The sequence below is a fragment of the Actinomadura sp. DC4 genome, from assembly GCF_030406325.1.
Lineage (GTDB): Bacteria > Actinomycetota > Actinomycetes > Streptosporangiales > Streptosporangiaceae > Actinoallomurus.
On record NZ_JAUEQY010000029.1, the window covers coordinates 63194 to 88682 of the forward strand.

Below are 25489 nucleotides of genomic sequence, written 5' to 3' on the forward strand. Positions count from 1 at the left end.
GGGTGTGATCGGCAGATCATGACCGGCCCGGTGCCAACTCGGCAGGCAGGTGCCTTGATCATTCTGCATGAACGGCGCTGCTCCTCCGTACGGTCCGCCTCGTTTGCCGGCCCGTGAGGGACTGTACGGCTCACCACAACCTGGAGACCCCCTTCGCGAGGTGGAGCAGGGGTTTGTCGCCCTGGCGCGCAAGCTCGACCGCGCGGCGACGGAACTCCGGAGGGTGTGGTGCGGGCATGCGGTCGGTGGCGGACATCTCGTGGCACCAGCGGCATCACACGGATTGCGGCCGGCTGACCTTTGGGCTCAGGCGCTCATGGCCCGTATGCTCGGAGCTGCTTGAGTGGATCACGAGTAGGAGCGCCCCATTTCCCTCTCGCTCAGCTTCGGTGAGTTGTTACGCCGGCATCGGCACGCGGCACGTCTCACCTTGGAGCAGCTCGCCGAGGCATCCGGGGTCAGTGCCCGGACCTTGTCGGACATGGAGCGTGGACGCAGTAAGGGTCCCCAGCATCGGACGGTCACCGCTCTGGCGCAGGCGCTCACGCTGGGGGACTCCGACCGCGAGGAGCTCATCGAGTTGGCGCGGGAGGGTCGGCTGAGGGTTCACTGGACGCCTCCGGCCGATCTGTGTGAGTTGCCGCGGTCCGTTGATGACTTCACCGGCCGTGCCGCCGAGCTGGCCTGGACGAAGGAGTTCGTGCGTGCCGGCGCTTCGCCGGGTGTCGCCGGTGTGGGCGTCATCAGCGGCTCTGCGGGTCTGGGCAAGACCACGTTCGCCGTTCGCGCCGCCCATGTTCTGCGGCCGCGTTTTCCGGACGGGGTGTTCTTTCTTGATCTGTTCGGCATGTCCCAGCGGCCCCTCGCCGCCGCCGACGCCTTGCTGTTGCTGCTTCGTGCGCTCGGTGTCGCGGACCAGCGAATACCCCACGACACTCCCGGGCGTGCCTCCATGTACCGGTCGCTGTTGTGGGACAGGCGTGTTCTGGTGGTGCTGGACAACGCCGCGTCGGAGGAGCAGGTCCGTCCGCTGTTGCCGGGAGGTGGCGAGGGCAGGGCGCTGGTCACCAGCCGGCGGCTGCTGGCCGGTCTGGAGGGCGTGCGCAGGCTGAGGCTCGGTCCGTTGCCTCAGCGGGAGGCCGTCGAGCTGCTGACCGGGATTCTGGGAGATCGCAGTGCCCCGGATGGCGGATCGACGCTCATCGAGCTGACCCGGCCGTGTGGTGGGCTGCCGCTCGCGCTGCGGATCGTCGGAAACCGGCTGGTCAGCCGGCCGGGATGGAGCGCTGCGGACTTCGTGATCCGGTTGGCGGATGAGGAGCGCCGCCTGGACCAGCTCAGAGCCGGCGATCTCGAGGTCGCGGTCGCGTTCGGTCTGTCTTATGAGCAGCTCGCGGACTCCGCGCGGCGGGTCTTCCGCCGGCTGGCCCTGGTACCTGGCTGGGACTTCGACGCCGCTTTGGCCGCAGTACTCGGTGAGAGCTCGATCGGGGACGCCTGGGATGCCTTGGACGAACTCGTCGACCTGGGCTTGCTGCAGGACAGCACGTCGGGTCGTTACCGTTTCCATGACCTGGTCCGGCTTTTTGCCCGCGACAGGCTTCAAGAAGAGGACACCGCGGCCGAGCGTGACGCGATCACGGTGACGATGACGTCGTGGCTGCTGCGGACGGCCACGACCGCCGGGCGCTGGTTCGAGCCGGCGTACGGCCGTCCCGACCGGCCGGAGGCCGATCCGGCCGGTCTGTCCTCCCTGGAAGACGCCGAGCACTGGCTGCGTGTGAACGCGGAGAACTGGCTGGGCGCACTGCGGTACGCGGCGAGCAGCGGCGACGACTCTCTCGTCCTGGATTGCGCCGAGTCGATGCACTGGTTCTCCGACCGGTGGATGCACGGCCCGCATTGGCGCGAGGTCTTCACTCTTGGAGCCGAAGCCGCCGCCGCCCTCGGTGACCTGGCACAGCAGGCCACTCAACTGAACTATCTGGCCTGGGTTCATTCCGTGCCTCCCGACAACCCGGACGCGATACTGCGGTACGCGGCTGAGGCGTTGGACCTGGCCACCCGAAGTGGCGCAAGGACGCAGATCGCCTGGGCGTATGAGTACGCAGGACGTGCGCTGGCACCGCTCCGACGGTTCGACGAAGCCGTTGTGTCGATATCTCGGGCGGCGGAGATGTTCAAGGCCGACGGTGACGCCGACGCGTACTGCCAGTGTCTCCAAAACCTCGCTTGCTGCTTTCGTGACGACGGCCGCATCGAGGAAGCGCTGGAGCGTTTCCGCGAAGCGTGTGACCTGGCGAGCGACGAAGGGTCCGGGATGACACCGAGCATCGCGACGCTTTCCCGGCCGCACACGCTGGTCCGTATCGGCGAGTGCCTGCGGTTGCTCGGTCGCGGGGACGAAGCGATCGCCGCACTCACCGAGGGCATCTCCCTCATGGAGCGACTTCAGCTCTCCCACGCCATGTACGCCGGCGCCCTGGAATCGCTCGCGGCCGTATTCGCCGACCACGATCGGGTCGAGGAGAGTCGTACGGCCTACGCACGCGCGGCCGAGGTGTTCGAGGCGATCGGTGACACCGAGGCGAGCCATCGCTGCCGGGACCTGGCGGCCGCTGCCCGCTGACCAGCCGAAGACCGCCTGATCGCGGAAACTGGTTCGGCCGTTCCACGCGACTTGAATTGAGCGCATCAGACCGGCATGTCCAGGCAGCTCAAGAACGACCATGAGACCTGGCTCGGGCCGTGCGGAAGCGCCACAGGTAGCGCCGTACCTGCCGTGCTCCCCCGGCATAGCCGCCTCCCGGTCCCGGCAGATGACCTGTGGGAGGGGACCTTCAGCGAGCCATGCCGCCAGGGCGTCACCATCACGGCCGTCGATGAGATCGATGGGCCTGCGTGTTTCCAGATCAACCATGACGGTGCCGTACCGGTGTCCCCGGCGGATGGCGAAATCATCGATACCCAGGCTCCGCACCCGCCCGGCCGGCTCATCAGGGATCGCCCTGACCAGACGCAACAGCGTGTCCCGGCCGACACCGATACCCAGCCCGGCCGCCGGCCGGACCCCGGCCCGTCCTGCCAACGCCAACCCGATCGAGGTCAGTACCCGCTGAAGAGGCAGCGTGTGACGGGCATAGGGCCGCGTCAACTCCGTGATCTGCTCGGCGAACGTCGTAGCCGCACAGGCGGCGTTCACATACCGGAACCGGCGGACCACCAAAACGATGACCAGGCATGCCGCCGGCCACCACCCACACGAGCGAACGATCCACCCCCGGGCACTCCGCCAGCCTGTGGAGAGGACTCGGCAGGCCCGCGTTTCAAGTAGACGTTCGTACCCGAGGCCGGACCGTTCGGAAGTCATTAGGGGAAGCGCAGGGAGCACGAACCGCGGGAGCCGGTCCTGTCTGAACCTGCCGATGACCGTCTCATCACGAAACTCTGCGTGTGGTTCTGCGTGGTCTGGCTTCTTCCACGCGATTTGAATGAGCGCATCGACCGGTGTGTCCATGCAGCTCAGGAGCGATCATGACGGCCATCAGGGGCATTGTGTTCGGCGGCGTTTCCGGGTGGGTGCTGATCTGATGGCGCTGGATGTGCCTGAGGGCGTGCGGGGGCTGTTTCTGGTTCTGACCGGTGAGAAGTGGCCGTCCGTTGATGAGGACGCGTTGCGGGCGGCTGGTCACGCCTGGGGTACCGCTGGCGATCGCCTGAAAGATGAGGCGGGCCCGTATCTGCTGAGTGTGGTGCAGGACATTCGGGAGAATTTCACGGGCAAGTCGGCGATCAAGTTCGCCGAGGTGATGGGTCCGTATGTGGCGGATCCGCCGTATTACATTCCGGCGGCGGCGGAGCAGTTCGCGGAGTTGGAGAAGTTCCTGCTGGATGCTTCGACGCAGGTGGAGTACGTCAAGATCATCTCGATCAACGAAGTGGTCTTGCTGATCGCGCAGATCGCGTGGGCGATCGCGATGGCGGTCCGGACGGCGGGGGCCAGCATGATCTGGCTCGCGGCTCGTTTCGCGATCGTGCGGTTCTTGCTGTCGACGTTGTGGGGGCGGCTGATTCTGCAGTTCGCGCTCGCGCAGTTGTTCGGGATCGGGTTCCAGGTGGCGCTGGATGTGCTGGTCCAGGCGGTCCAGTTCGCGAAGGGCACCCGTACCAAGTGGGATGCCAAGTCCACGTTGAGCGCGGTGGAGGTCGGCGCGGTGGGCGGGGCGCTGGCGTTGCCGTTCGCGGCGATCAGCCATGCGCTCGCCCACAAGCTGACCGGGGTGCTGTCGAAGGTCATGGGGCAGAAGGTCAATCTCGCCACGTTGTCGCCGGTGGCGATCCGGGCGGTGAACGAGGCCGCGGAGAACCTGGGGCACACGCCGGTCTCGACCCTGACCAAGACCGCCACCAGGAACGTCGCCAAGGACATCACCGATGGAGTGTTCAGGGCGGCGGACAAGCCGTTGCGGGTCCGGCTGACCGAGATCGGCGTCCCGGCGGTGATCGAGATGGTCGAGGAGGGCCTGCACGAGGTCATCACCGAAGGCATCGTGATGGCCGCCAACGGTCAGGGCTTCAAGTTCAACCCCTACTCCTTCACCTCCGGCATGGCCGGCAATGTAGCCACCAAACTCGGTGACGGCATCGGCACGAGCCTGGCCGGCGCACCCAAGGCACACGGCTACACCCGTCTGCCCGACGAAACGAACACCACGGACGAAGCAGGCGATACGGGCGACTTGGACAGCGAGAAGCAGCCGCTGCTCCTCGGCTCGAGCGGCCCCGGCTCGACATCCTTCTCCGACACCACGAAATTGGTCGACGACCTCAGCGAGAACAAGCCCGGCGATGAGGAGTCGTTCCTTTCCCGGCCGCCGAGCCGAAGCTCCAGCTCCACCTTGTCGGAGGATGAAACCCAGACCGACGGCGGGAGCACGACGTCGACGTCCCCACCCGTTCCGGCCATCCCGGCCATGGGCGGGAGGAGGTCGGCCGCTGAGTCCGCCGCGCCGGTCCCATCGGAGAACGGAACTGGTTCCAACCGGACCGTATCCTCCACCACCGAGCCATCAACCGATCCCTCGACCACCAAGCCCTCCACCACCGTGTCCTCCACCTCGATGCCCTCCTCGAGTGGCAAGTCGAACACGGATCTCCCAACATCGGAACCGACACCGGCTCGGCCGGATGACCGGGGCACCGGCAAGCGGACCGAGCGGGCCGGGTCGGTCACGAGGGCGACTGCGGGGCAGGTGACCGAGGGCACCGGCACCACCCGGCCCGGCGCCTCCGGGAACGGCAATGGCAACGGGAACGGCACATCGGCCACCAGGCCTGCGACCCAGACCCCGGCCACACGGGGTGCCGGGAACCGGACGAGTGGGGAGTCCACCACCTCCGACAGCCCGGTCCGTGAGGGCACCCGGTCCGCCACACCCACCCCAGGTACCACCTCCAACAGCACGAAGCAGACGGAGCCCGAGGTCACCGAACAGGCCGTTTCGGGCGCGAACAACACCGGGAGCCAGACAACCGCGGATCCGGGCGCCCAGACCACCCCGGCCACCAGACCACCCGGCCACAACGCCGCCGAGAACAGACAGGAGGATAAGAGCCCGTTCCGCAACGGGACCGCAGCCGAGATCACGGCCGCCAGAGCGTCCGCAGAGTCCCTCGCGGTCCTGCCGGAGAGCCTGACCAGCACCGCTGCCACCGTTGACGCCCAGAACCTGGCCGAACTGACCATAGACTCGCTGCCCCTCGCCGAGCGGCTCGTCGTGATCGGGCCCGCCGAGGTGGGCCAGGTCAAGGCCGCCGTCGAGCGACTCGGCATCGAGGTGGTCGCGCTGGTCGACCGTAGGCAGATCGGCGCCGGCCAGCCCGGCCGCGTCCAGTGGATGGCTTTCCCGCCCGCGGGCCGCCGGGCGCGTCGCCGGCCCGAGCCGGTGGCCGTGCTCCAGGGCCAGGTCACACCGGTGTCGCTGGCTGGTGATCGGCTGCCGACACGGACGGCGGTGAAGGAGGCCGCTGACAAGGCCGCAGCGGCGGCGAAGAAGGTCGAAGATGCTCGCGGGGAGAGGCCGGGCCCCTGGGCCGGCGAAGAGTGGGGGCAGTACTGCCTGGCCATGGTCGAGGAGTTGGCCGGCCGGTTGTTCCCGGGCGGGATCCGTACCGGGCAGGTACGTGATGATGGTCTTGTCGGTGCCGGTGCGGGAGGCACCCGTCGGTATCTGGGAGTGCCGGCCACGATGTGGGCGGCGGTCAGTGACTGGAACACCCTGGTCGAGGAGGTGACCGCGGCCGAGGTGGGCGCGGCCGCGTTCGTGGTGCTCGGCCGGCCCAGCGAGATCGGCCACGCGGTGGTGTTGACCCGCACCAGCGATCAGGGTGTCGTCTTGGTCGACCCGACCACCCCCGGCGAGCACACCATCAGCCCGGTCACCGCCATCCGCCCACCGCAGGGCACCGGCCACGGGCCCACCATCGGGGAGGCGCTCCAGAAGCACGGTCGCGGTCTGGAGTCGGTGGCCGAGACCCGCGCACTGATCATCACCCCCCACGGCCAGGCCCTCACCCCCACCCCAACCTTCACTCCCTTCGCACGGGCTCTCACCGACCCCACCCACCCCTACACCGGCGCCCCCAGAGAACGGAGGGCGGACACCTGGAAAGCACCCGACCCCCCGACGTCCGACGAGACGCCGACCGAGGACACCTGGATTGCGCCCCAAGCTCCTGCGTCCGGCGGCCGGCGGCCCACCGACGATCGGCTGAGGGAGTTCGCTGCCCGGGCGCACCGAGAGGGCGTGATGAGAGGCGACGTCTTCGGGAGGCGTCTTGCCGATGCCGGTTGGACGGACCTGGGTAACGGGCGCGACAGGGCTTGGGCGGCGTGGAACGCCGTTAAGCCGGACGCCCATCCGTCGACTAATCCCACCGACGATCAACTGAGGGAGTTCGCCGCCGAGGCACGCCAGAATGGTGTCACCAGAGGCGATGTCTTCGGGGAGCGTCTTGCCGATGCCGGTTGGACGCACCTGGGTAAGGGGCGCGGCAGGGCTGGGGCGGCGTGGAAGGCCGTCAAGACGCGGACCGTCCGATCGGAGCTCCCCGCGCGGGTGACCTGGCCCCCCCAGCCCGGCGAAACGTCCGCCGACCACCAGCAGCACGACCTCGGTGTTGAGGATGTCGGGGAAGGCGAGCGGGGCGACGTCATCAGGCCGGATAGGTCACCATCGCCTCCGGGACCGGCAGCGGGACAGCAGGCGATGCCCTCCTCCCCGCAGGAGTTGCTGACGCTGGAGCTGGAACAGCGTGGTCGGCGGATGGTGAGGATGCCCGGGGATGGGGATTGCTTCTTCTCCTCGCTGTTGTTCACGGCGGGACATGTCTTGCCGCAGAACATGACAAACCAGGTAGAGATACGCCGATACCTGGCCGCTCAGCTGCGAGTCAGGACGGACCTGCAGAATATGGTGGCTCCCCTGGTCCGGCGATTCCTCGCTGAAGAACGCGCCGAAACATTCGCCGATCAACACGGGCTCGACCTCGCGCGGCTTAGCCGCGATGAACGCGAAGGCCTGATCATCTCGGCCAACAGGGAGGTCAACCAGGACGATTGGGAGTGGTTCGCCGGGGAGATCGAAACACCGCAATGGTGGCGCAACATCGGCGGTGACATCACCCCGCTCCTGGCGGCCAGGCTGTTCGACCTGCGCATCGACGTTGTCAACGTCGGGAGGGACAACGTCCGAGTGGTCCCGGTCGGGGATGGGCCACACCGAATAACACTGGTCCGCGCCGGCTACCACTGGGACGCCACCGTCGATCCCACCGCCGCCACCCGCCACGAGCCAGAGCGGGCGCCAACGCCGCCGTGGCGGCAACGGAGGCCAGGGCGGGCGCCAACGCCGCCAGGGCGCGTGCCAACGCCGCTAGGGCGGGTGCAACGGCGGTCAGAACGGGCGCCAACGCCATCATGGTGGAAGCAGCCGCGGTCAGAGCGGGTGCCGGCGCGGCAGTGGCCGGTGCCACCGCCGTCGGCGGCGGGAGTCCGGCCCCCAGGTCCTCTTCCCTCCTTCGGCAGCATGTTCGGAGGTGTGCCGGAGCCAGGGCACGCCCGGACCGCCGACTCCTACGGGGTCCAGCTGGTCTCCGGAGAACGCAGCCTGCTCGACGCGGTTCTGGACTCGGCAGCGCTGACGGGGATTGACGTATCGCTGATGCGGGAGACAGCCGAAAACAGACTTGGCCGGCGTCAGGACCTGCTCGATGATCCCGAGCAGGTCGCGTCCGTCTTGCCGCTGAGGATCGTGGTCATCACCCCCGGCGGACAGACCACGATCCATGGCGAGGAAGGACTCTCGCGTGTGGTCATCGCCCGATCCCGCTCAGGGTGGTATCTGCCCACGCGACCCGCAGATGACCGGCCCTTCTCACGAACATCGGGCGATCCCGGCCCGTCAAGGTTCGTGGGCGCGGCGGACATGGTGCCGGGTGAAGAGAACCGGGGCCTGGCGTGGTGGCATCCGGCGGGTGATGTCGGTGAGGTGTTCGCGGAGCGGTATGGCTGGGTGGCGACGGTCAACGAGGGTGACGGGAGCCGGACGCGGACGGCACCGCCGGACAGCGGTTTGCTGTTGAACTGCCTGCTGACCGCGATCGCCACCCACATGGGCGTCGTCGAGCCGGACAAGGAGTTCACCGCGCCCGCCTATTCAGAGAATTTGCCTCGTACGGGTCTGCCGATCAAGGATCTGGTCGCCTACGGTAACGACTCGCGTGGTCCTGTCCCCGATGCCACCCCGCCGCGAGTGTTGAGGCGGGCGGGCGTCGCCGACATCGTCGTGGCGGTCGATGCGGCAGGCCCCGGTGCGCACGGCTTCGTCGTCGTCAACTCTGCGGGCGGTGCCCGGGGGCACGTCTTCAACGTCGTACGTGATGCCGACGGTGTCATCTTCCTCGACGGGCAGACCGGCCGGCCGGCGGTGCTACCCGACAGCGACGCCATGGTGTTGTTCATGCCGGTCGGCGCGGTCGAGATCCCCGAGTCCGGCTCACCGGTCGACGCGGACACCACCGGCCATGTCGGAGGTCCGGTCGAATCGCAGGCCGGCGTGGGCGGCCAGCACAGCGACGAGGGATTCTCGCCGTCCAAGGTGGCGCTCAACACGATCGCGTACAGCATCGGCGGTGGCATGGTCACCCTGCAGGGCGCGACGATCGAACTTTCCGCGATGTCCTTTCTGCCGATCAGCAAGGACATCCGTCTGGAGGTCGTCGAGCCGGAGGCGCCGGTTCCGTCTGCCGACGGCGACGGGAGGACAACGCCCGCCGTCGAACAGAGCGTCGCCTCGACCACGCCGCCCCAGACGGCCCACCGCGAGGACCCGGCGACGCCCCAGGACTCACCGACGGCCACACCGGCCGAAGGCTCGGACTCGCCGTCGAACGCAGACCGACCGTCAAGCACCGGCAGCGTCAAGACCACCGAGATCCCGGAGCCCACCGAGAAGGATGCCGAGGTCCCCGCAGAGCATCGAGACGCGACGCGAATCCGGCGGAGGCGCCGGTCCAGGGCGGCGCGGCGGCTGGCCGAGGGTAGGGGCATCGCCCTCGCCCAGGCCCTCACTCCCGGTCGACGACCGGCGAAACCGGCCGCCCACACCGCGCGTACTGCCCGTACTGCCCGGAAGGATCAGCGCCTGCGCGATGCCCAGAGGGCGCTGCGGCGTGTCGAGAGGCGGGACGAGCTGCAGCGTGGGCTGATCCAGGGGGAGGCCCGGGAGATCGTCGAGCATCTGCTCAACGCCGATCCGCACGTGGCGCCCAACCAGGTACGCCAGGACGAGGTCGGGGACCTGGTGGCGGCGGAGATCGTCCGTGCCGGACATATGGCCGCGGTGAAGCTGGCCAACACGCTCCTCAGCCTGCCCCGCCGGGGTGGGGGAGTGCCGGTGACCGACCGGCCGGTGTCGAACGCAGACACGGCGGTCACCGATGTCGACCGCCTCATATCGGCCGCCCACGCGGCCGTCGTCGACGTCAGACGCGCCCAATTGACCCTTGAGCTGTTGAGCCCCAACCGGTTCACACGGGTCATGCGCAGGACGCAGCAGATCGTCGGCGACCTGACCGGCCGGGTACCCGCCGACCGTTTCCCCAGCGGTGAGCTGTCGCGGGTTGACCGGGTGGGGCTGCTGGTGGCCGCCGAGATCGCGCGGTCAGGGCTGGCATCCGGCAAGGCGCTCGCCCGCGACCTTGCCCCCATTGTCCGTCCGGACACGACTCCGCGCGTCGCCATCGACCATGACCGGGTGGAGACCGCCCTCGGAATGATGCGGAACGTCAAGAGCTTCTCCCCCGAGCAGTACACGCAAATCCTGCTCGAGGCGAGGGTGATCGTCAGCGAGCTGACGGGTCATCTGCCCCCACGCCCCAAAGATGTCGTCGACGGTCTCGGCTGGCAACTGGTGCTGGTGTGGACGATGGTGGCGAGCGAACTCGCGCGGGCTGGGCACCGGTCCGCCGAGAAACTCGGTCGGGACATCATCGGCCTTCCTCGCCTGGAGAGCCGACTGCCCAGCTGGCTGGCGGCGTTCGTCGACGGCTCACGCACCGACCTGGATCGGGCCCGTACGATGCTCGCGCTGTACTCCGACGAGCAGGTCCAGGAGTTCACGGACGAGGCCGCACGGGTCATCGAGGGCCACAGCGAGCTCAGCTCCACAGATGACGGCCACGTCGTCGATTCGGAACGGGCCCTGACACTGGTCGCCGCCGAGATCGCCCGCACGGGACGCGAGGCCGCCGAAGACCTCGCCTGGCAGTTCGCCACCGAGGCGTCCCGCGATCAGGAGCCGGGGCACGTCACACCGGACCCGCCATCTGATCAGGCCGCGCCGATGTCGCTCAGCGAGATGACCGACGACCCACGGACCCTGGTGTCGAGCACGGCCGACGGCCGTGCTGTGGCGATCTGGCTGCCAGGGGCGCCTGAGCATGGGCTGCCCTCCGACGTCACGATGGCCGAGCAGCTGGCCGAGCTGATGCCGGAGGCCGATACCGTATTCGTGCTGGGCGCGGAGCGCGACGGGAAGGTAATGGTCGGCGACCGGCCGGTATCGGCCGACACGCTCTACGCCACCATCGTGTCCGTGGCACCCGGTAGGCGGCCGTTCCTGCTGATCCCTGGCGCGGCGGCGATGGCCGAGCCGCTGGCGGAGCGGTTCAACGGGCCGGTGTACGCGGCTCCGGACAGCATGCGGTTCGAACCGGAGAACACCCGTCTGTTGTTCGCTCGCCTCGGTCGGGACGGGCTTCCGGTGGAGGAGCCGTACCGTCGGTACGTCGCCGGCGATCCGGAGGGCGTGCCGATCGCCGCGTCGCTGACCACCGACCTTCGCCGGCAGCGGGAGATGCTGGAGGCGGATTCGTCATCGAGCGTGGACGGCAGACCATCGTCGCGGCAATTCGGGCCGGGCTCACCGATGTCGCGGCCACCCCGGCCGGACTCACGGACAACACACACCGGTATATCGGTTATGTCGCACATGTCGGCGCTTCGCGGCACCCGTGGTAGTCCGGTCGGTGAGCGGCACGAAACCCCGGATCCCGACGCGCCCGAGACGCGGGCCGTAGTCATCGATCCTTGGGCACGTTCCGTCGGCGTGCCCCGGGCCCGCCTGCCGTACATGCGGGAATTGGTCGGAGCGATCGAAAGGCACGACCTCTTCCGCCGGAAGCGCATAACGTTCTCCGACCGGCAGCGGGCCGATTTTGAGCAGCGGCTGCTCTCCAATTTCCCGTATCTCCTGGACAGCGGCTCGGAACAGAACGCCAGCGGGTTGGTGGTGCCGTTCAGAGGGCGGGAAATCCTGGTGACGTTCAATCCCCAGAAGCCGCGAAGGGTCGTGCGCAACCCGGGCGGCTCGTACATCGCGACGTCGGAACTGCCGGCTCCGGATGGCGAGTTCGGCGCCGTCGACACCATCAATGCCGCGTACGGAACGGGCGCGCACGCACAGACGCAAAGTGGGCAGACCGGTGCGACCCGCGGCAGGATCGCGGGGGCGATCGGAACTAAGAGACCGGGGAGCGTCCTGAGCGCCGTCAACGTCGGCTTGGCGATCTCCGGCACGGCGAACCAGTCGAACCTGAGCTCCACGCATATCGGGGACGCCGAACGCGGAAAGAACGAGGACGGCCGGCTCCCGGCGCCTCTCATCGCGTACTCACAGGTGAACATCTCCTTCAAGGTTCGCGAGCAGAGTGGCCACGAGGTGGATCGCTGGGAGGAGATCGACCCGATTCCTGTCCCGGAGTCGGGCAAAGAGGAATTGGAGTTGTTTCTGGCCGAGCCGTACACCGAGAAGGCCGCGTCGCGTACCGTCACCGCGACCGGCTCGGAGGTGGAAGAGAAGCAGAGCAAGCTGCCGCGGACCTACTACGCGTCGGGTCTGACTGAAATCCCGCGGCTGTTCGATGAGATCCTCGTCGCGCTGGACGGGCAGGGACTCATGCTGAAACCCGAAAGCTCGACCCGCAAGGAACTGCTGCAGAAGGTGTGGAACCTGAACACCTTCCTGGACGACGCGGTCAACGAGAGACAGGGCTATGAGATCACGCTCCACGGCGACCGCGGCCTGGCGATCGCGACGGTGCGGGTCCGCAGCAGGCGGTTGTACAAGAAGGGTGCGCCGCTGGTCGGCGCGATGAGCGACAAGGTGCACCTGGAGGACGTCCGGACGGCGATCGACGGTACCGGCGGCGCCCACACGCTGAACCAATCCACCACCCTGGCTCCCAACCTGGAGCTCGACTTCCTGACCGGAAGCGCTCTGGGAATCAACGTCGGCGTGCCTCTGTCCTACAGTTCCTCGAACAGCGATTCGATCTCCGCCGCCCGTAATGGCCTGTGGGTCATGGTGCCGCGTTACACGGGTCTCACGGCCGCGTACCAGATCACGTTCGAACACCGCGCCGACGTTCGCGTGATCGACGCCGACAAGGGTCAGACAAGGACGACGGCGATCCAAAGCAGCGCGCTGGTACGGATGCCGGTGACGGAGGCGTTCGCGCATGGGTTCGCCGTCGATCGGGAGGCGCTGACGGATAAGGCACTGAACGGCGCGCCGGCGAACCAGGAGCCGGTGAGGATGCGCCCCGGCTCGATCCAGATGCCCTGGGTAAAGAACGCGGTGAAGCACTCCGGGCGCGGGGAGAACGACCCGGAGGACAAGTCAGTGCCGCTGCACGTGGAGCAGGGCAAGGGCATCGGCATGGGCCTGGTCAGGGTGGAGGGCAAAGCCGTCGACACCATCCGTAAGGCGATCGAGGACGAGGTGAGCAGGCACGGTTTCCTGCCCGACTACCCACACGTCCCCCGCGCCGGTCAGCAACGGCCCAGCCACCGCAATCTGCTGGAGAGTCAGGTCGACAACCGGGAACTGCTGACGAAGATGGTCTCCCCTCAGGGACTGGACTCGTTTTACGACCAGATACACCAGGGCGGGATGACCTTCACGCTCAACAAGAGGGAAGGCATTACCGGAGTCGACCTCCTTGTCCACTCGGTGAGGATCACGATCCAGGCGACGAAGTCCGCCAAGCCGAAGTACCTCCGGACCACCAGCGAATACCACACGGTGAACCTGGCGATGGGCATGGACATCGCCAGCCAGTCGACCGGCCACTCCCGCAGCGTGTCCGCCGGTCTTTCATTTAGGGGCGTCCTCAGTTTTCTTGGTGCCACCGTGGGGCTGACCATCCAGAAGACCGTCGGTGCCAGTGACTCGGTCAGCTTCCTCAACAACCGCCCGGAGCTGCTGGAGTTCCCCGGAGACGTCGATGAGTTCGAGCTGACCAGCGACTACCGGATCACATTCGATTATGACCGCTCCGGGTTGATGAGAAAGCTCTTCACCGGTTACGCCTATCGGGAGATCGGCGTGACGGGGCAGACGGCGGTAGTGAATGTTCTGCCGCTCGGCACCGAGGCCCAGCGCGGGCCAACGATGAAGGCAGGACATGCCGCTGTCCGGAACCAGCCCGGTCCGGGACCGGAGACCAAGGCCCGGCCCGCACCAGCGATGGAGGGCCCGGACCTGACGGACCTTCTCGACCAGGGCGTCGTCTTCTTCGTGGACGCGTCGGGACTCCGCGAGGCGGCGAGCGAGGTGCTGACAGACCTTGTCGGGCCGGCGGCGACAGGCGACCAGGACATCAGTACGTTCACCAGTCTCATCGAGGTACGGGCCCATCTACGGGAGATTCTCCGGGGCGAGTACACGACCAACCGGCTGTTCGATACCGGCCTCTGGGTCCACACCTATGGCGGGCTCGACATCTCCGGCGCCCTCCGCGACGTGACGTTCAGTGGTTCGACAGGGGAGAAGTTCGTCAAGGGCGACATCAAGCTGTTGCTCACGGAGAACCGCCTCACCGACAACGACTCGTGGGGGATCACCTGGGGCCAGCTGGACATCTCGGGGGGAGGCGGCGTCGGGCACGCCAACGTGAGCGGCGGAGTCGACATGAGCCGGCGCTGGCAGTGGAACACCTCGAAGTCGAGCGGACGCACCGGCGGTAAGGAGCTGATCCAGCTCGACTTCAACCACGCGTACGCCTTCACCAGCCAGCTGATCTTCAAGGTCCGGGCCAGGCAGGAGAAGCAGGCAAAATTCTTCCCGACCCTGTCGAGAGGGCGCGGTGGCGGGCCCGCCGAGGCGGTCGGGCTTGTTGAGGCGGCCGGGTCCGGTAAGGACGTCGGGCCCGCCGGGGTGGTCAGGCCGGTCGAGGACGGGGAGACCCTGACCCGCACCATGATGTTCCTGCTCTCGGAGCCGGAGGCGCTGAAGCGGTATGCACAGGGCAAGGTGCCGATCTCCTTCGAGCAGCTCGAAGACGCCCTGACCCGGTGGAAGACGGGAGAGCTCCCGCTGAGCAATGACGTCGTCGCCGGTGTCCTGACACGCTGGGCGAACGATCCGGAGCTGGGCGGCCACCCCCGGCTCAGAGACGAGATCTTCGGCGTTCTCGCACCCGCTCTGGTGGCGGCGCACCAGATCGGTGTGGCGCCGGTGGTCAATACCAAAGCCATAGAGGACTTCGACGCGACCTTCCCTGTGCCGCTGGGCGAAGCGCAGGACCCGTTCGCCCACCACCATTTCGACCTGCCTCAGGATCTCCTGAACTACGTCCTGAACAAGGGGGAACCACCTACCAACAAGCGGCTGCGTGATGCCATGGCCGATTGGGAGGGCGGCAGACTCAAACTCGGCGGCGACGTGGTGGCCAAGGTCCTGATCCGCTGGAGGGGCGACGATCCCGACGCGTACGACTATCAACAGCAACTGGCGGATCGCCTGTACGACCTGCATTCCACTGGCGGGCTGCCGATCCGGGAGCTTCATACACGGGAGACGTTCGACGATGAGTTCCCGTCGGTCAAGGGTCCGTTGCCCGAGCCGAAGATCCCGCTCCGGCACATGGAGCTGCCGGAGTACCTGACCCGTGATGATCCCGGTGGCCGGATGCTGGGGCACAGCGGCATCCAGAGCTACACGCACGAGGGCGGCCAGACCACCTACGCCATCGTCCGGGCACAGATCGAGCGGGTGGCGCCCGGCGCGCTGGCCCGCGGAGCGGAGATCTGGAGCGCGCAGGGCCGACTCCTCGGCAAGTCGCACGGCGGCGTCGACGCGCTCCAGGCGATGATGGCCAAGGGGCGCGACCTTGCCCTGTTCGAAGAGCTGCTCTCCACCAACGGCATTTCCTTCTATCTGGTGAATCCGCTCAGCGTGCTGCTGGAGGACGTGGTTGAGATCAACCTGTCCAGCGTCCTCACCTCACAGCCGACGGTCCTAGAGGCCGTCCCGAACACCGGTATCGAAGTCTATTCACACGGTTACCACAGCTCGTCGATCACGAGATCAAGGAGCACCGCGCAGTCGTTCGGCGCCAAGCTCAACGCCGGCAGCCGACCGGCCAAGACCGCCCCGGGCGTCCGACCGGCCAAGACCGGCTCGGGTGGCGGCGCGTTGAGGACCTCGATGGGAAACAGCCGGGGGACCACCCGCGCGGACCAGGGTGTCGTCGAGCAGACCGTCTACGACTGGTCCGGGCACTACCTCGTGAGCTTCGACGAGCAAATGACGGTCAAGGTACGGCGCCTGAAGATGAACAAGAGGCTGCCGAACAACTGGATGCTGGACCTCACCAAATACGTCACCCACCACGGCGACACCGAGACCAGCCGTACGAAGGGGAAGCTGGTGCTGCAGGTGCCGCGTGGCATCGCGGAGGCCGGCGTGTCGCGCGGACCGTCCGAGCGTCCCAACTTCGTGCCCTTGCCGAAGTTGCCGGGCGACTCCTTCATCGCCGGGACCCTGCTCGACGACGCGCTGCCGATCGCCAAGAAGATGCTGGCGGAGGTCTTCAAGACAGAGCTCGACATCATGCTTGACCAGGCCGAGGAATTCCTTCGAGTAGAGGCCATCAAGACCAAGCTCAACCAGGTCATGGTGTTGTTCGGAGTCAACGCCGGCGATCCCGATGGTTCTGATGATTCAGGCACAACCTCGAGCCTGTCGCTTCCGGTCCTGCTGTCGCGTTTGCACCTGACCAACCACCTGCGAGAGGCGACCGGCGGCGACACCTACCCGGTGGCGAGAGGGCTCGTGATGCCGGGTACCTCGGACACGCGGGTCGACCTCGACCTCAAGGGCGATCTGTACGACTTCGAAGTGATCGCCCCTATCAAGGAGGGCACCGGTACCGGCCGCTACAGCAAGCATCAGAGCGGCACGACCGCCTCCGCCAACACCACCCGCGCACGCTTGGAACTCGACTACAACGGGGACGGCCAGGGCCCGGCCTCGGACCGGCCACCGCGCACCTGGGACTTCGGGAATTCGGGGAGCCGTATCACCTCGATGAACCAGGACAGCGCGGGCACCGCGACCTCCCGCCGGGAGCAGCACGCGAAGGAACAGGGCCCGGTCTACATGATCCGGCTTCGGTTCCGCGGCTGGCTGGAGGCCCGCAAGTTCGAGCACAGTCTGTTCGAGGAGCCGAGGCGCGAGGGCACATTCCGCAGCGACCCGATCAGCGGAGACCTGTACGCGGAGTTGTTCCAGGCAGAGATCGAGGAACTGCGCGCGCAACGGGAACAGAAGATGGCCGCCAAGGTCCAGCCGAGCACGGTTCCTTGGTCACCGATAGATACCACGCCGATCGCCCTCGCTCCGCTGTTGGCCACCGCGGCAAGGGATAAATTCGACGTGTTGCGGGCGTACCAGAGCGTGGCGCGGCAGATCCGCACCCAGGGGGGCGGCGAGCGGCCGATCGTGATCGAAGCCGATGAGATGGCCCTCTCCGATATGACATACCGGGCGCTACTGCCATGGACCGTAAAGAATATGGCGGCCGATTTCGCCGCGGCGCAGAATAGCGACCTGAGTGACAAAGAGAAGATGGAGGACCGCAACAGGCTCGGGCAAAGGCTGGCGCACTACCAGCAGGAGCTTAAAACTCAATTGCCTGATGAGGTTCCGGCCGGGCAGGGGGTGGATGGCGTCCCACCCGGGTACTCGCTGGCCGAGGTTCACGAGATGGTCCGTGACGCCCAGCAGATGCACGCTCATCTCGACGAGCGGGTAGGCCCGCTGCCCCTGCCGCCCGAGGCCTCGTTCCTTAGCCTGGACCCGGTGTTGCTCGCCCGCAACGTCGCGCACTCGCTGGCAACGAACGTGCGCGTGGACGTCCGTGCTTCCGACGGCAAACTGACGCAGAGCTGGATCGACAAGCAGGGCCGGATGCCCTTCTTCGATCCGACCCGGACCCGGGTAGCGGAGGACGGACGCCTGTACGTCGTCCCCCGTGGTGCCGCCGAGGAACAAGTCTTCAACGCCGATCTCGCAAGAGAAAAACGGCTGCTGCGGGGATCGCTCTTCCGCGACGCCAAGGCCTTGTTGTCCGATGCGCGTTTGGGCCGCGCGTACCGGACCGCGATGGCCGGCTGGCAGCCGTTCGAGCAGGCATTCGCTCAGGCCGTCGCCGAGGAGATCGCCGCCTGCATGACCCAGGCTCGGGTAGCGGCTGATGGACGACTGTACTTCCGCGCACCCCATAGCAGGAAAGAACGGGCCTTCACCGCGGATCTCGCGATAAATGCCGGGCTGCTGCCGGAGTCACGCCGCACCGACGTCGGCATTTTCTTGGGCGATGTCGGACTGGGCCGTATTCACCAAACCGCGACCGCCCGACGGCAGCCGTTCGAGGAGGCCGTCGCCGAGGAGATCGCCGCTCGCCGCGAGCGGTTGGCAGCACTGGACCAAGATCTTCCCAAATGGATATCCGAGGCATTCGACGTCTTCAACTTCTGGCAAGATGAGGTGACATGGCGCAAAGCACTCAACCGTGAACTGGCTGAAATAGAAAATAGGATCGAAAAGTACACGGGACCGCAGAAGGTCTCACGCGGTCGGCAGGACAGGCCCGCCGAACCGGATAAACTGAGGGCGGAGAGGCTGAGACTCGATTCGGTAAAAAAGAGGCTTGAACGCCTCAGTGAGAGCGATACCGAGACGGAGAGAGATGCCGCGCGCGAACTACTCGAGGGTCTGCAGGAGATCGCGGCCGCGGAGGCCGGACATCCCTCGAAGTGGTCCGCCAAGGACGGACCGGTTACCGCCCAGACGGTCGACTTGCTGTCGTCGGAGAGGTGGCTGAGCACCCGGGCCGTTGATGCGTTCCGAAACTGGCCCGTTACCGAGACTCAGTGGCAGGATCAGGCCAATGCTCAGGGGTTGGCGCGACTTCGCGAGTTGGAGAAGGCTCTGCGGGAAGCCGGTCCTGGCTCGATTTCAATCCTTTCCACTCGCAAACGTAACGCGCGTTACGTAGCGGCGTACCAGCACGGCCAGATCCGATGGGTGGAGTATCCGCTCGAGAGCCGTATCGACCCGCCAGCGCAAAGCCGCGTGCAGGCGTCCTTGGACCTGGCCCCTGGCGGCATAGTGCTCAATCCGCCTCCCGGGCTGGCGGAGCTGAACCTCGACCGGGCCACCATCGAGCGGATCCGCTCCTTCTTCGACGACTACGTGAAGAAGAGCTACGAGCGCGAGGAGGGGCCGCCGCCGTCGGACACCGAAGCCGTGACGGATGCTGAAGCCCTCACGGACGTCGAAGGCCCCACGGAGGACGAAGCCTCCCGGCGTCCCTTCCTCACAGTCCCGTCGCACCAGAAGCCGCGCCGCTCGAGCGGGTCGCTTGCAGGGCGGGAACGAGCGACGGTGCGGCGGGACCTCTCGGTGGCGGCGTCGTCGGTTACATCCAGACGGATACCGACGATCAGAATCGCGCTGCAGGTTCCGGAGGATCTCATGCTCCGCGACGCGCACCTGTTCAGGAATGCGGATAGAGAATACGAATTCCGTCAGAACGCGAGCGAGGTCAGGCGCGGGGATCTAGCGGTGGCGCCCTATGCGGGGTTCCGCTTCCTGCAGCTTCGTCAACAGATCACGGCCCGCGACATCGGGAACGACTACCCGAATGCAGTCAGATTCCTGACTTCCACTGGAGACTTCACCACCCGGGCCGGCGGTGCCATCGTACAGCTGGGCCGCACGCCCTCGACGGCGCGGGATCCGCTGACCGACCTTCAGATAGCGGACACCTGGTTCGTGTTCTCCGACGGTCACGTCACAGGAGCCGCGATCCGCACGGAAGACGGGCGATACCAGACCTACGTCCCCCGCGACATGGACGAACCCGGCGACGATATCGGGACCATGACATTGGGTGAGCTCCGGCAGATCATTCCTGCGGGGTCCTCGATCGTAGGCGCCCCACCGAGCGTCAACCAGACCGTGCCGATATTGGAGCTTGAGCGACGCGATACATCCGACCTGATACCCGAGACGACCCCGTCGGAGTCCGCTGCTCCCCTCGTGTCGACGCCGGAAGTACCGGAGGGACCGCATGAACAGCTGGAGATAACCGGCCCGATACCGAATAATGCGCAGGTCTATCGGCGGGAGGGCATGTTCAAGGTCGATGCCGGGGGCATGGCGCATGGCGGCTGGGAGCGTGTGGCCGCGTTTTCGGAATTCGTGCGCCTCTATTGGGGTGCCCATCGCGCTACCGAAAGGCGGATCACTTCCGACGACGCGGTGCGAAGCGAGAGGGACAGAGCCGAAGCCGCACAATTGTTCGCTCGGCTCCAGACGCCGGGGCAGGTCGTCGAAGGGGTCATGACCTACCTGCGCAGCACCACCGACCGTACTGTCGAGGTGGTGCGCTCCCAGCCGGTGAGGCCGCGGGAGCTTGAGCCGGGCACCTTCATCTGGTTCATTCGCAGCGACCTGAGCAACGACGCCGTAGTCATGATGGAGGGCGTTTACCGCCGTTACCGGCCTTTGGAGGAAGGAAGGATCGCCGAGTCGGACGACCTCGATGCGTTGGACGCTCTGATGAATGGAGCCCGTGTATTCGTGGTCGCACGCCCGGTCCCGGCCGGCCGAACGGCCGAGGCGCGTCTCCCGGGGCAGGAAATGGAGACGACGGCGGCGGACCCGGAGACCTCTGGGGTGCCCGCGCCGCCGGTGGTGCGTGTGCCAGGGAGCCCGGATGTACCGGTGGTCGGTGAAGCGCCAGTGCCGGTCGACCGGGCGGACGGGAGTGTTCGCGGGGATACCGAGCCGCAGCGGGCCACTGGCACCACGGGCGCCGGGTCGGTCGAGCGGGTGGCCCCGCTGCCGATCTCCGGCGAGCACGCGGACAACCGGCGGGAGCTTGAGCAGATCCTCGCGCCCCACAATCTGAGGGCCGTCAATGTCCTCGGGCAGGGCGACTGCTTCTACCTCAGCCTGATCGCTGTCGCCGGTCCGTACCTGGCCCACCACGTTCCTGGGGTCTTCGCACGTCCTCGCACCGGGGAAAGTGACGCTAGCGTAATTGCGCTGCGGAATTGGCTGGCGGACCGTCTTGAGGCCGATATAGCAGTAGGAGAGCTTGAGGAGGAGTTGCCGACGCGGTACGGCGGATCCATCCCCGAAATCGACGAGTACGGCGAACCGGTCGACATCCAAGCATGGATAACGAGCATCCGGACCCTGCGTGACTACAAAAACCAGGCGGGTGAGTTGGTCGCGAACTTGGCTGCGATCGAACTCGGACTGCCCATGACCCTGATCCAGTACGGGCAGGAGAACCTACCTCTGGGGCCGCCTGGCGCCGAGCGGATCTACTTCGTACGTGAGCAGTTCGGGGACTATCAGCACTATCTCGGTATCGGTGCGGCCGCTGATGATGAGGTCCTGCCTTTCGGGTGGAATCGCCTTGCGCCGGCAGAATCCCCGACGGTCGAGGATGCCCGAAGGCGGCTGCGTTCGGAGATCGAGTCCGTGCGCCGGTCCTTGGAAGACGCCGTGGAGGCCTTCAACAACGCACTGGAGCGTTTGCCGGAAGGCACGGCGCGGCGTTTGCCGAGAAGCCAGGAGAATAGGAGCGAGATCGATCCCGGGACCCTGGCGGCTGATGGCAGAGCGGCCCTCCACGTGGTCGAGACTCTCGCTCCCAATAAGGACCTTCCCCGGCGCCTGCGTTTCGAGCAGCGGCTCGATGCCATGTCGCGCGTGGTCGGGACGATCAGAGATCCGGCCCAGCGCCTGAACGGCCTGGCCGCTTTGCTATGGCTCATGAAGGGCCAGCCGGATCAGGCCACGATCAGGGCAGCCCAGCTGGATTCCGGCCTCGCCGAAGCGCTCGCCTCCCTGGCGGACAGCGACGACATGCCTCAGTGGGTGACGACGACCCTGGGGACACAGGTCGGACAGCGTCTCAAGGTCACCCACCAGAGGCCGGAGGGCCTGCCGGCGGGCACCTGGATCTGGTTCTCCGCCGCCAGGTTCAACGGAGCCGCGGTCGTGCGGCCCAACGGGTCTCTCCGCTTCAACGTCCCGGGCCAGGAGCCTGACGCAGGGCCGAGACTGTTCGGGGAAGCCACGAAATTCGTGACCGTCACGCCAGAGCAGCGAGGCGTGCCTTCCGCGGGCATCAGTGAGATGGCCGGCTTCCGCGAAGCCCTGGAGGATCTGCCGGAGGAGCCGGAGGGAGAAGCGCCGGAGGACGCCGAGCGTCTGCCGAAGCAGGAGACGGAGACGGCAGCGCCGCCGATCCCTGGGACCTCCGGGACGAGCCGGCCGGCCGACTCCGAGAGTGCCGCCGCCGACTCTGTCGGGCGCGGAACCGGCCTCGTGTCGTCGGCCGGCCCTTCGCCGGTGGCGACAGTGGTGCCGGCGTCCGGGCCGCAGGTGGTGCGCGTGCCGGGAGTCCCGGCTGACCTGGCGGTCGGCGACGCGCACCTGTATGAGGATGCGCAGGGGCACGGTGTCGGCGGGGTCGGGCCGGTCGGCCAGAGTTGGCGGCATGTGGGTGCGCTGTCGGATTACTCCGGTGTCTTCTGGCTCACGCACGGCAGTTCGGACAGGGGTGTCACGGTGGGGGAGATCGTGGCGGAGCCCGGGCTCGCCGGCGCGGTGGGCTTCCTGACGAACAGTGCCGGCCTGCCGGCCGGTGAACGGGTGGCCGGTGTTCTACGAGAGCAGCCTGGCCGTGTCGTCGAACAGGCCGGTGAACTGCCGGCCGACCTGCCGCAGACCACGTGGATCTGGTTCTCCGGCGAGGACGGCCGGACGGGAGCCTCCGTCGTCCTGGGGGCCGGACGGTATCGCACCTACATGCCCGGCCGAAGAGTCAGCGTGCAGGAACCGGGGGAACTGGGGCAGACGATCGGCCGGCCGCAGACCTTGGTGATCGCTCGTCCGGATGTGCGTCCCGGACCGGTCACCGTGAGCGGCGAGTCCTCTGAAGTCCAGGCCGGCCATGCCGGCTCAAGGACCACGAGCGGGCGTGGACCAACCCGGGACTTCCCGGGCTCACCTGCGGCCGGAACCGAAACGGCGCCATCGCAGGCGGCCGAGGAGGTGCCTGCGGTCGACGAGCAGGTCTCCGTCGGCCGTCACCTGGACGTCGGGGGGAATGGGAGCCGGTTCGCCGGCCCGATCGTGGCGCCTCGCGACGGGTCGCGCGGCAGGGAGGCGATCTCGACGTACATGCCGCTTGGCTGGCTGCTCGACGGCGGCCGGGAACAGCCCCTGAGCGACCGGGACGTCACCGGGCCACACCGCCACCGCGTGGAGACGTTCCTGACGGAGGCGGCGACCGTCCTGGGCGAGCCGGTGGAGGCGGCGGAGATGGCTCGCGCGCTCCTGGAGGCGGCCACCGGCACCGATCGGCGCGTCGAGGTCGCCAGCGGGCTGCCGGGGACGCTGCCGCCCGGCACGTGGATTTACCATGTTGGTCCCGGCGGTAACAGCGGCGCGGCGGTGGTACTGCCGAGCGGGCAGGTCCGCCGGACCGTCCTGGACGGAACACCCACCATCTCGTCCGGCCTCGGCGATCTGCGAGCGATCGCCGACGGACAGCGCAGGTTCGTCATCGCCGCGCCCCGGCAGCGGCAGCGGCCGGCCGGTGATGTGGTCAGGAGGCCGGCCTCCGACACGCCCTACGCCGCCGCCACTGCCCTCGGGCTTAGGCCGGTCAATGTTCCCGGGGACAACAACTGCTTTTATCACAGCCTGATCCTCATGGCCGGCGGGCACCTGGCCCGGCAACCCGGCATGGCCCACCTGAACCTGGACCGGAAAGTGTCCGGCGACCTCCGGGTGCGCAGGGCGAACGTACAGATCGTGCGGAGATGGCTGGCGAACCGGCTGAGCACCGACCTGAAGGCGGCGAGAGAGGGGCTGCCGTCGCGGTACGCCGAGTCCGTTCAACCCGACGACCCTAGGACCATCGTTCGGACCGAGAAGGACGTCGCCCGGCTACACGGCCGGGCGGTATCGGACATCGCGACCATGGACAGCTGGGCCAACAACATGGGCGACGTGGTCGTGGGCCTGGCCGCGAGGGAGCTGGGTCTGCCGATGACCGTGATCCAGGCCGGGTTCGACACGCCCATGGGCCCGGATGGCGATGCCCGGCTCTACGTCATCCTCCAGTCTGAGCACTACCTCGGCACTGAGACGCTCCCCGACCGTCCGCCCGCGCAGATTCCGTGGGAGAGGCTCTCACCGCTGCCGCCCTCGACATCCGAGACCGCCCGTACCGAGATGCGATTGGGGACCAATGCCGCGCGGATGAGGCTCTCCCTCGCCCAAGACGCCTATCTCGCAGCCCAGGGCGACGTGACGGGGAGCGCGTACTGGCGTGCCGTCAGTGCCTTCCGGCGTGCGGAGACCGGCACCGGTTACGGGTACGAGAACTTGCTCAGCCATGTGCTCGCCGGGGAACGGATCGACGGCATGCGGCGGGCGGTCGCTGATATCGAAACGCTGACCGAGGAGCTCCAGAGCACACCGGCCGAACCGACCGCGTTCACGCCGGAGCAGAGAGGTGAGTCTTCGATCGGCGCAGGCGGCCGGGCCGCCTACCGCCAAGACCTGGAGGATCTGGAGGAAGCGGAGGAGGTGGAGGAGTCAGAGGAAGAAGGCCCGGAGGAGCCGACCGCGTTGTCGGAGCAGATGCACTCCAACTCTGACGACCTGGTCACCACGGGCGACGCCAGCTATGAAGCCGACGTCGGCGAAGACTCAGGGACTACGAGCGGGCCAGAATCCGTCGAGGACACCCCGGTCTCGCCAACTGAGACCATAAGGTCGCCATCGTTGCTCACCGGCGCCCCAGAGGAGGCCGGCACGAGGGGGCCGGCCGACCGCTCGAGGGGTGGAAGCCTGGTCGAGGACATCTCCCAGGGCACCTGGGAAGTGACCGGTGTCCCATCCGACCTGACGCCACCGGCCACACCGATCTCCGAGCTTGACCCGGGCGACAGACGCGCGCGGATCGTGGTGGACGACTGGCTGGTGATCGAGGTCAACGACCATCTGCACGGCGAAGAGTTCAGATGGGACCAGGAAGCCGTAGCCGACCGCGCGGATATCGTGGCTGCGCTGGGTGAGCTGCCGCAGGGCGGTGCGTCGGGTAGGCCGGCTATCGCGTACGAGCTGGCCACCAAGATCGCCACCACGACGGTGCCGCGGGTGAAAGGCGGCGCGCTCGGGTTCGAGGCCGAGTTCAACCCCGCATCACCGGTCGGCCCCTCGCTGGCGGTGCCACCGCCGCCTACGCCCCCGGTGGCGCGTACGTCGGAGAGACGACCGGCGCCCACGCCACAGGTGGCGGATACGCCGGCGAAACGGCAGAGAGGTGGCACGAGGGGGCGCGCGGACCGCCTGAGGGGCGGCGCCGGGGAGCCGAGCGAGCTCGGCCCCATCGCCCTGAACATCTACCGGGCGCTGACCAACTCGCAGGGCGTCCTGCCGGACGAGAGCTCCGCCTGGAGGAAGTCCTCCCACAGCACGGGCAAGGACTGCGTGGAGGTGGCCGCTGCCGAGTCCAGCGTCTGGCCGGGATGAGGTGGACC

2 protein-coding genes and 1 pseudogene are annotated in these 25489 nt (G+C 67.4%); 2 read left to right on the forward strand and 1 reads right to left on the reverse strand.

Annotated elements, in window-relative coordinates:
• Window positions 1–394 precede the first annotated feature (394 nt).
• Window positions 395–2629: a tetratricopeptide repeat protein gene (locus tag QWU11_RS36555; RefSeq protein ID WP_290119094.1), complete on the forward strand. Its 2235-nt coding sequence runs from the start codon at window positions 395–397 to the stop codon at window positions 2627–2629.
• A 222-nt stretch (window positions 2630–2851) separates the two neighbouring features.
• On the opposite strand, the pseudogene QWU11_RS47520 reads toward QWU11_RS36555, so the two are convergent.
• A pseudogene (locus QWU11_RS47520) lies at window positions 2852–3517 on the reverse strand (hypothetical protein); the annotation flags it as partial.
• Here QWU11_RS47520 and QWU11_RS36560 point away from each other — a divergent pair.
• Window positions 3492–25481: a toxin glutamine deamidase domain-containing protein gene (locus tag QWU11_RS36560; protein ID WP_290119095.1), complete on the forward strand. Its 21990-nt coding sequence runs from the start codon at window positions 3492–3494 to the stop codon at window positions 25479–25481. The pseudogene QWU11_RS47520 and the gene QWU11_RS36560 overlap by 26 nt on opposite strands.
• The last annotated feature ends 8 nt before the right edge of the window (window positions 25482–25489 follow it).

Excerpts from the sequence above, each read along its gene's own strand:
- QWU11_RS36560 (WP_290119095.1), top strand. The coding sequence starts at position 3,492 with ATGAGCGCATCGACCGGTGTGTCCATGCAGCTCAGGAGCGATCATGAC.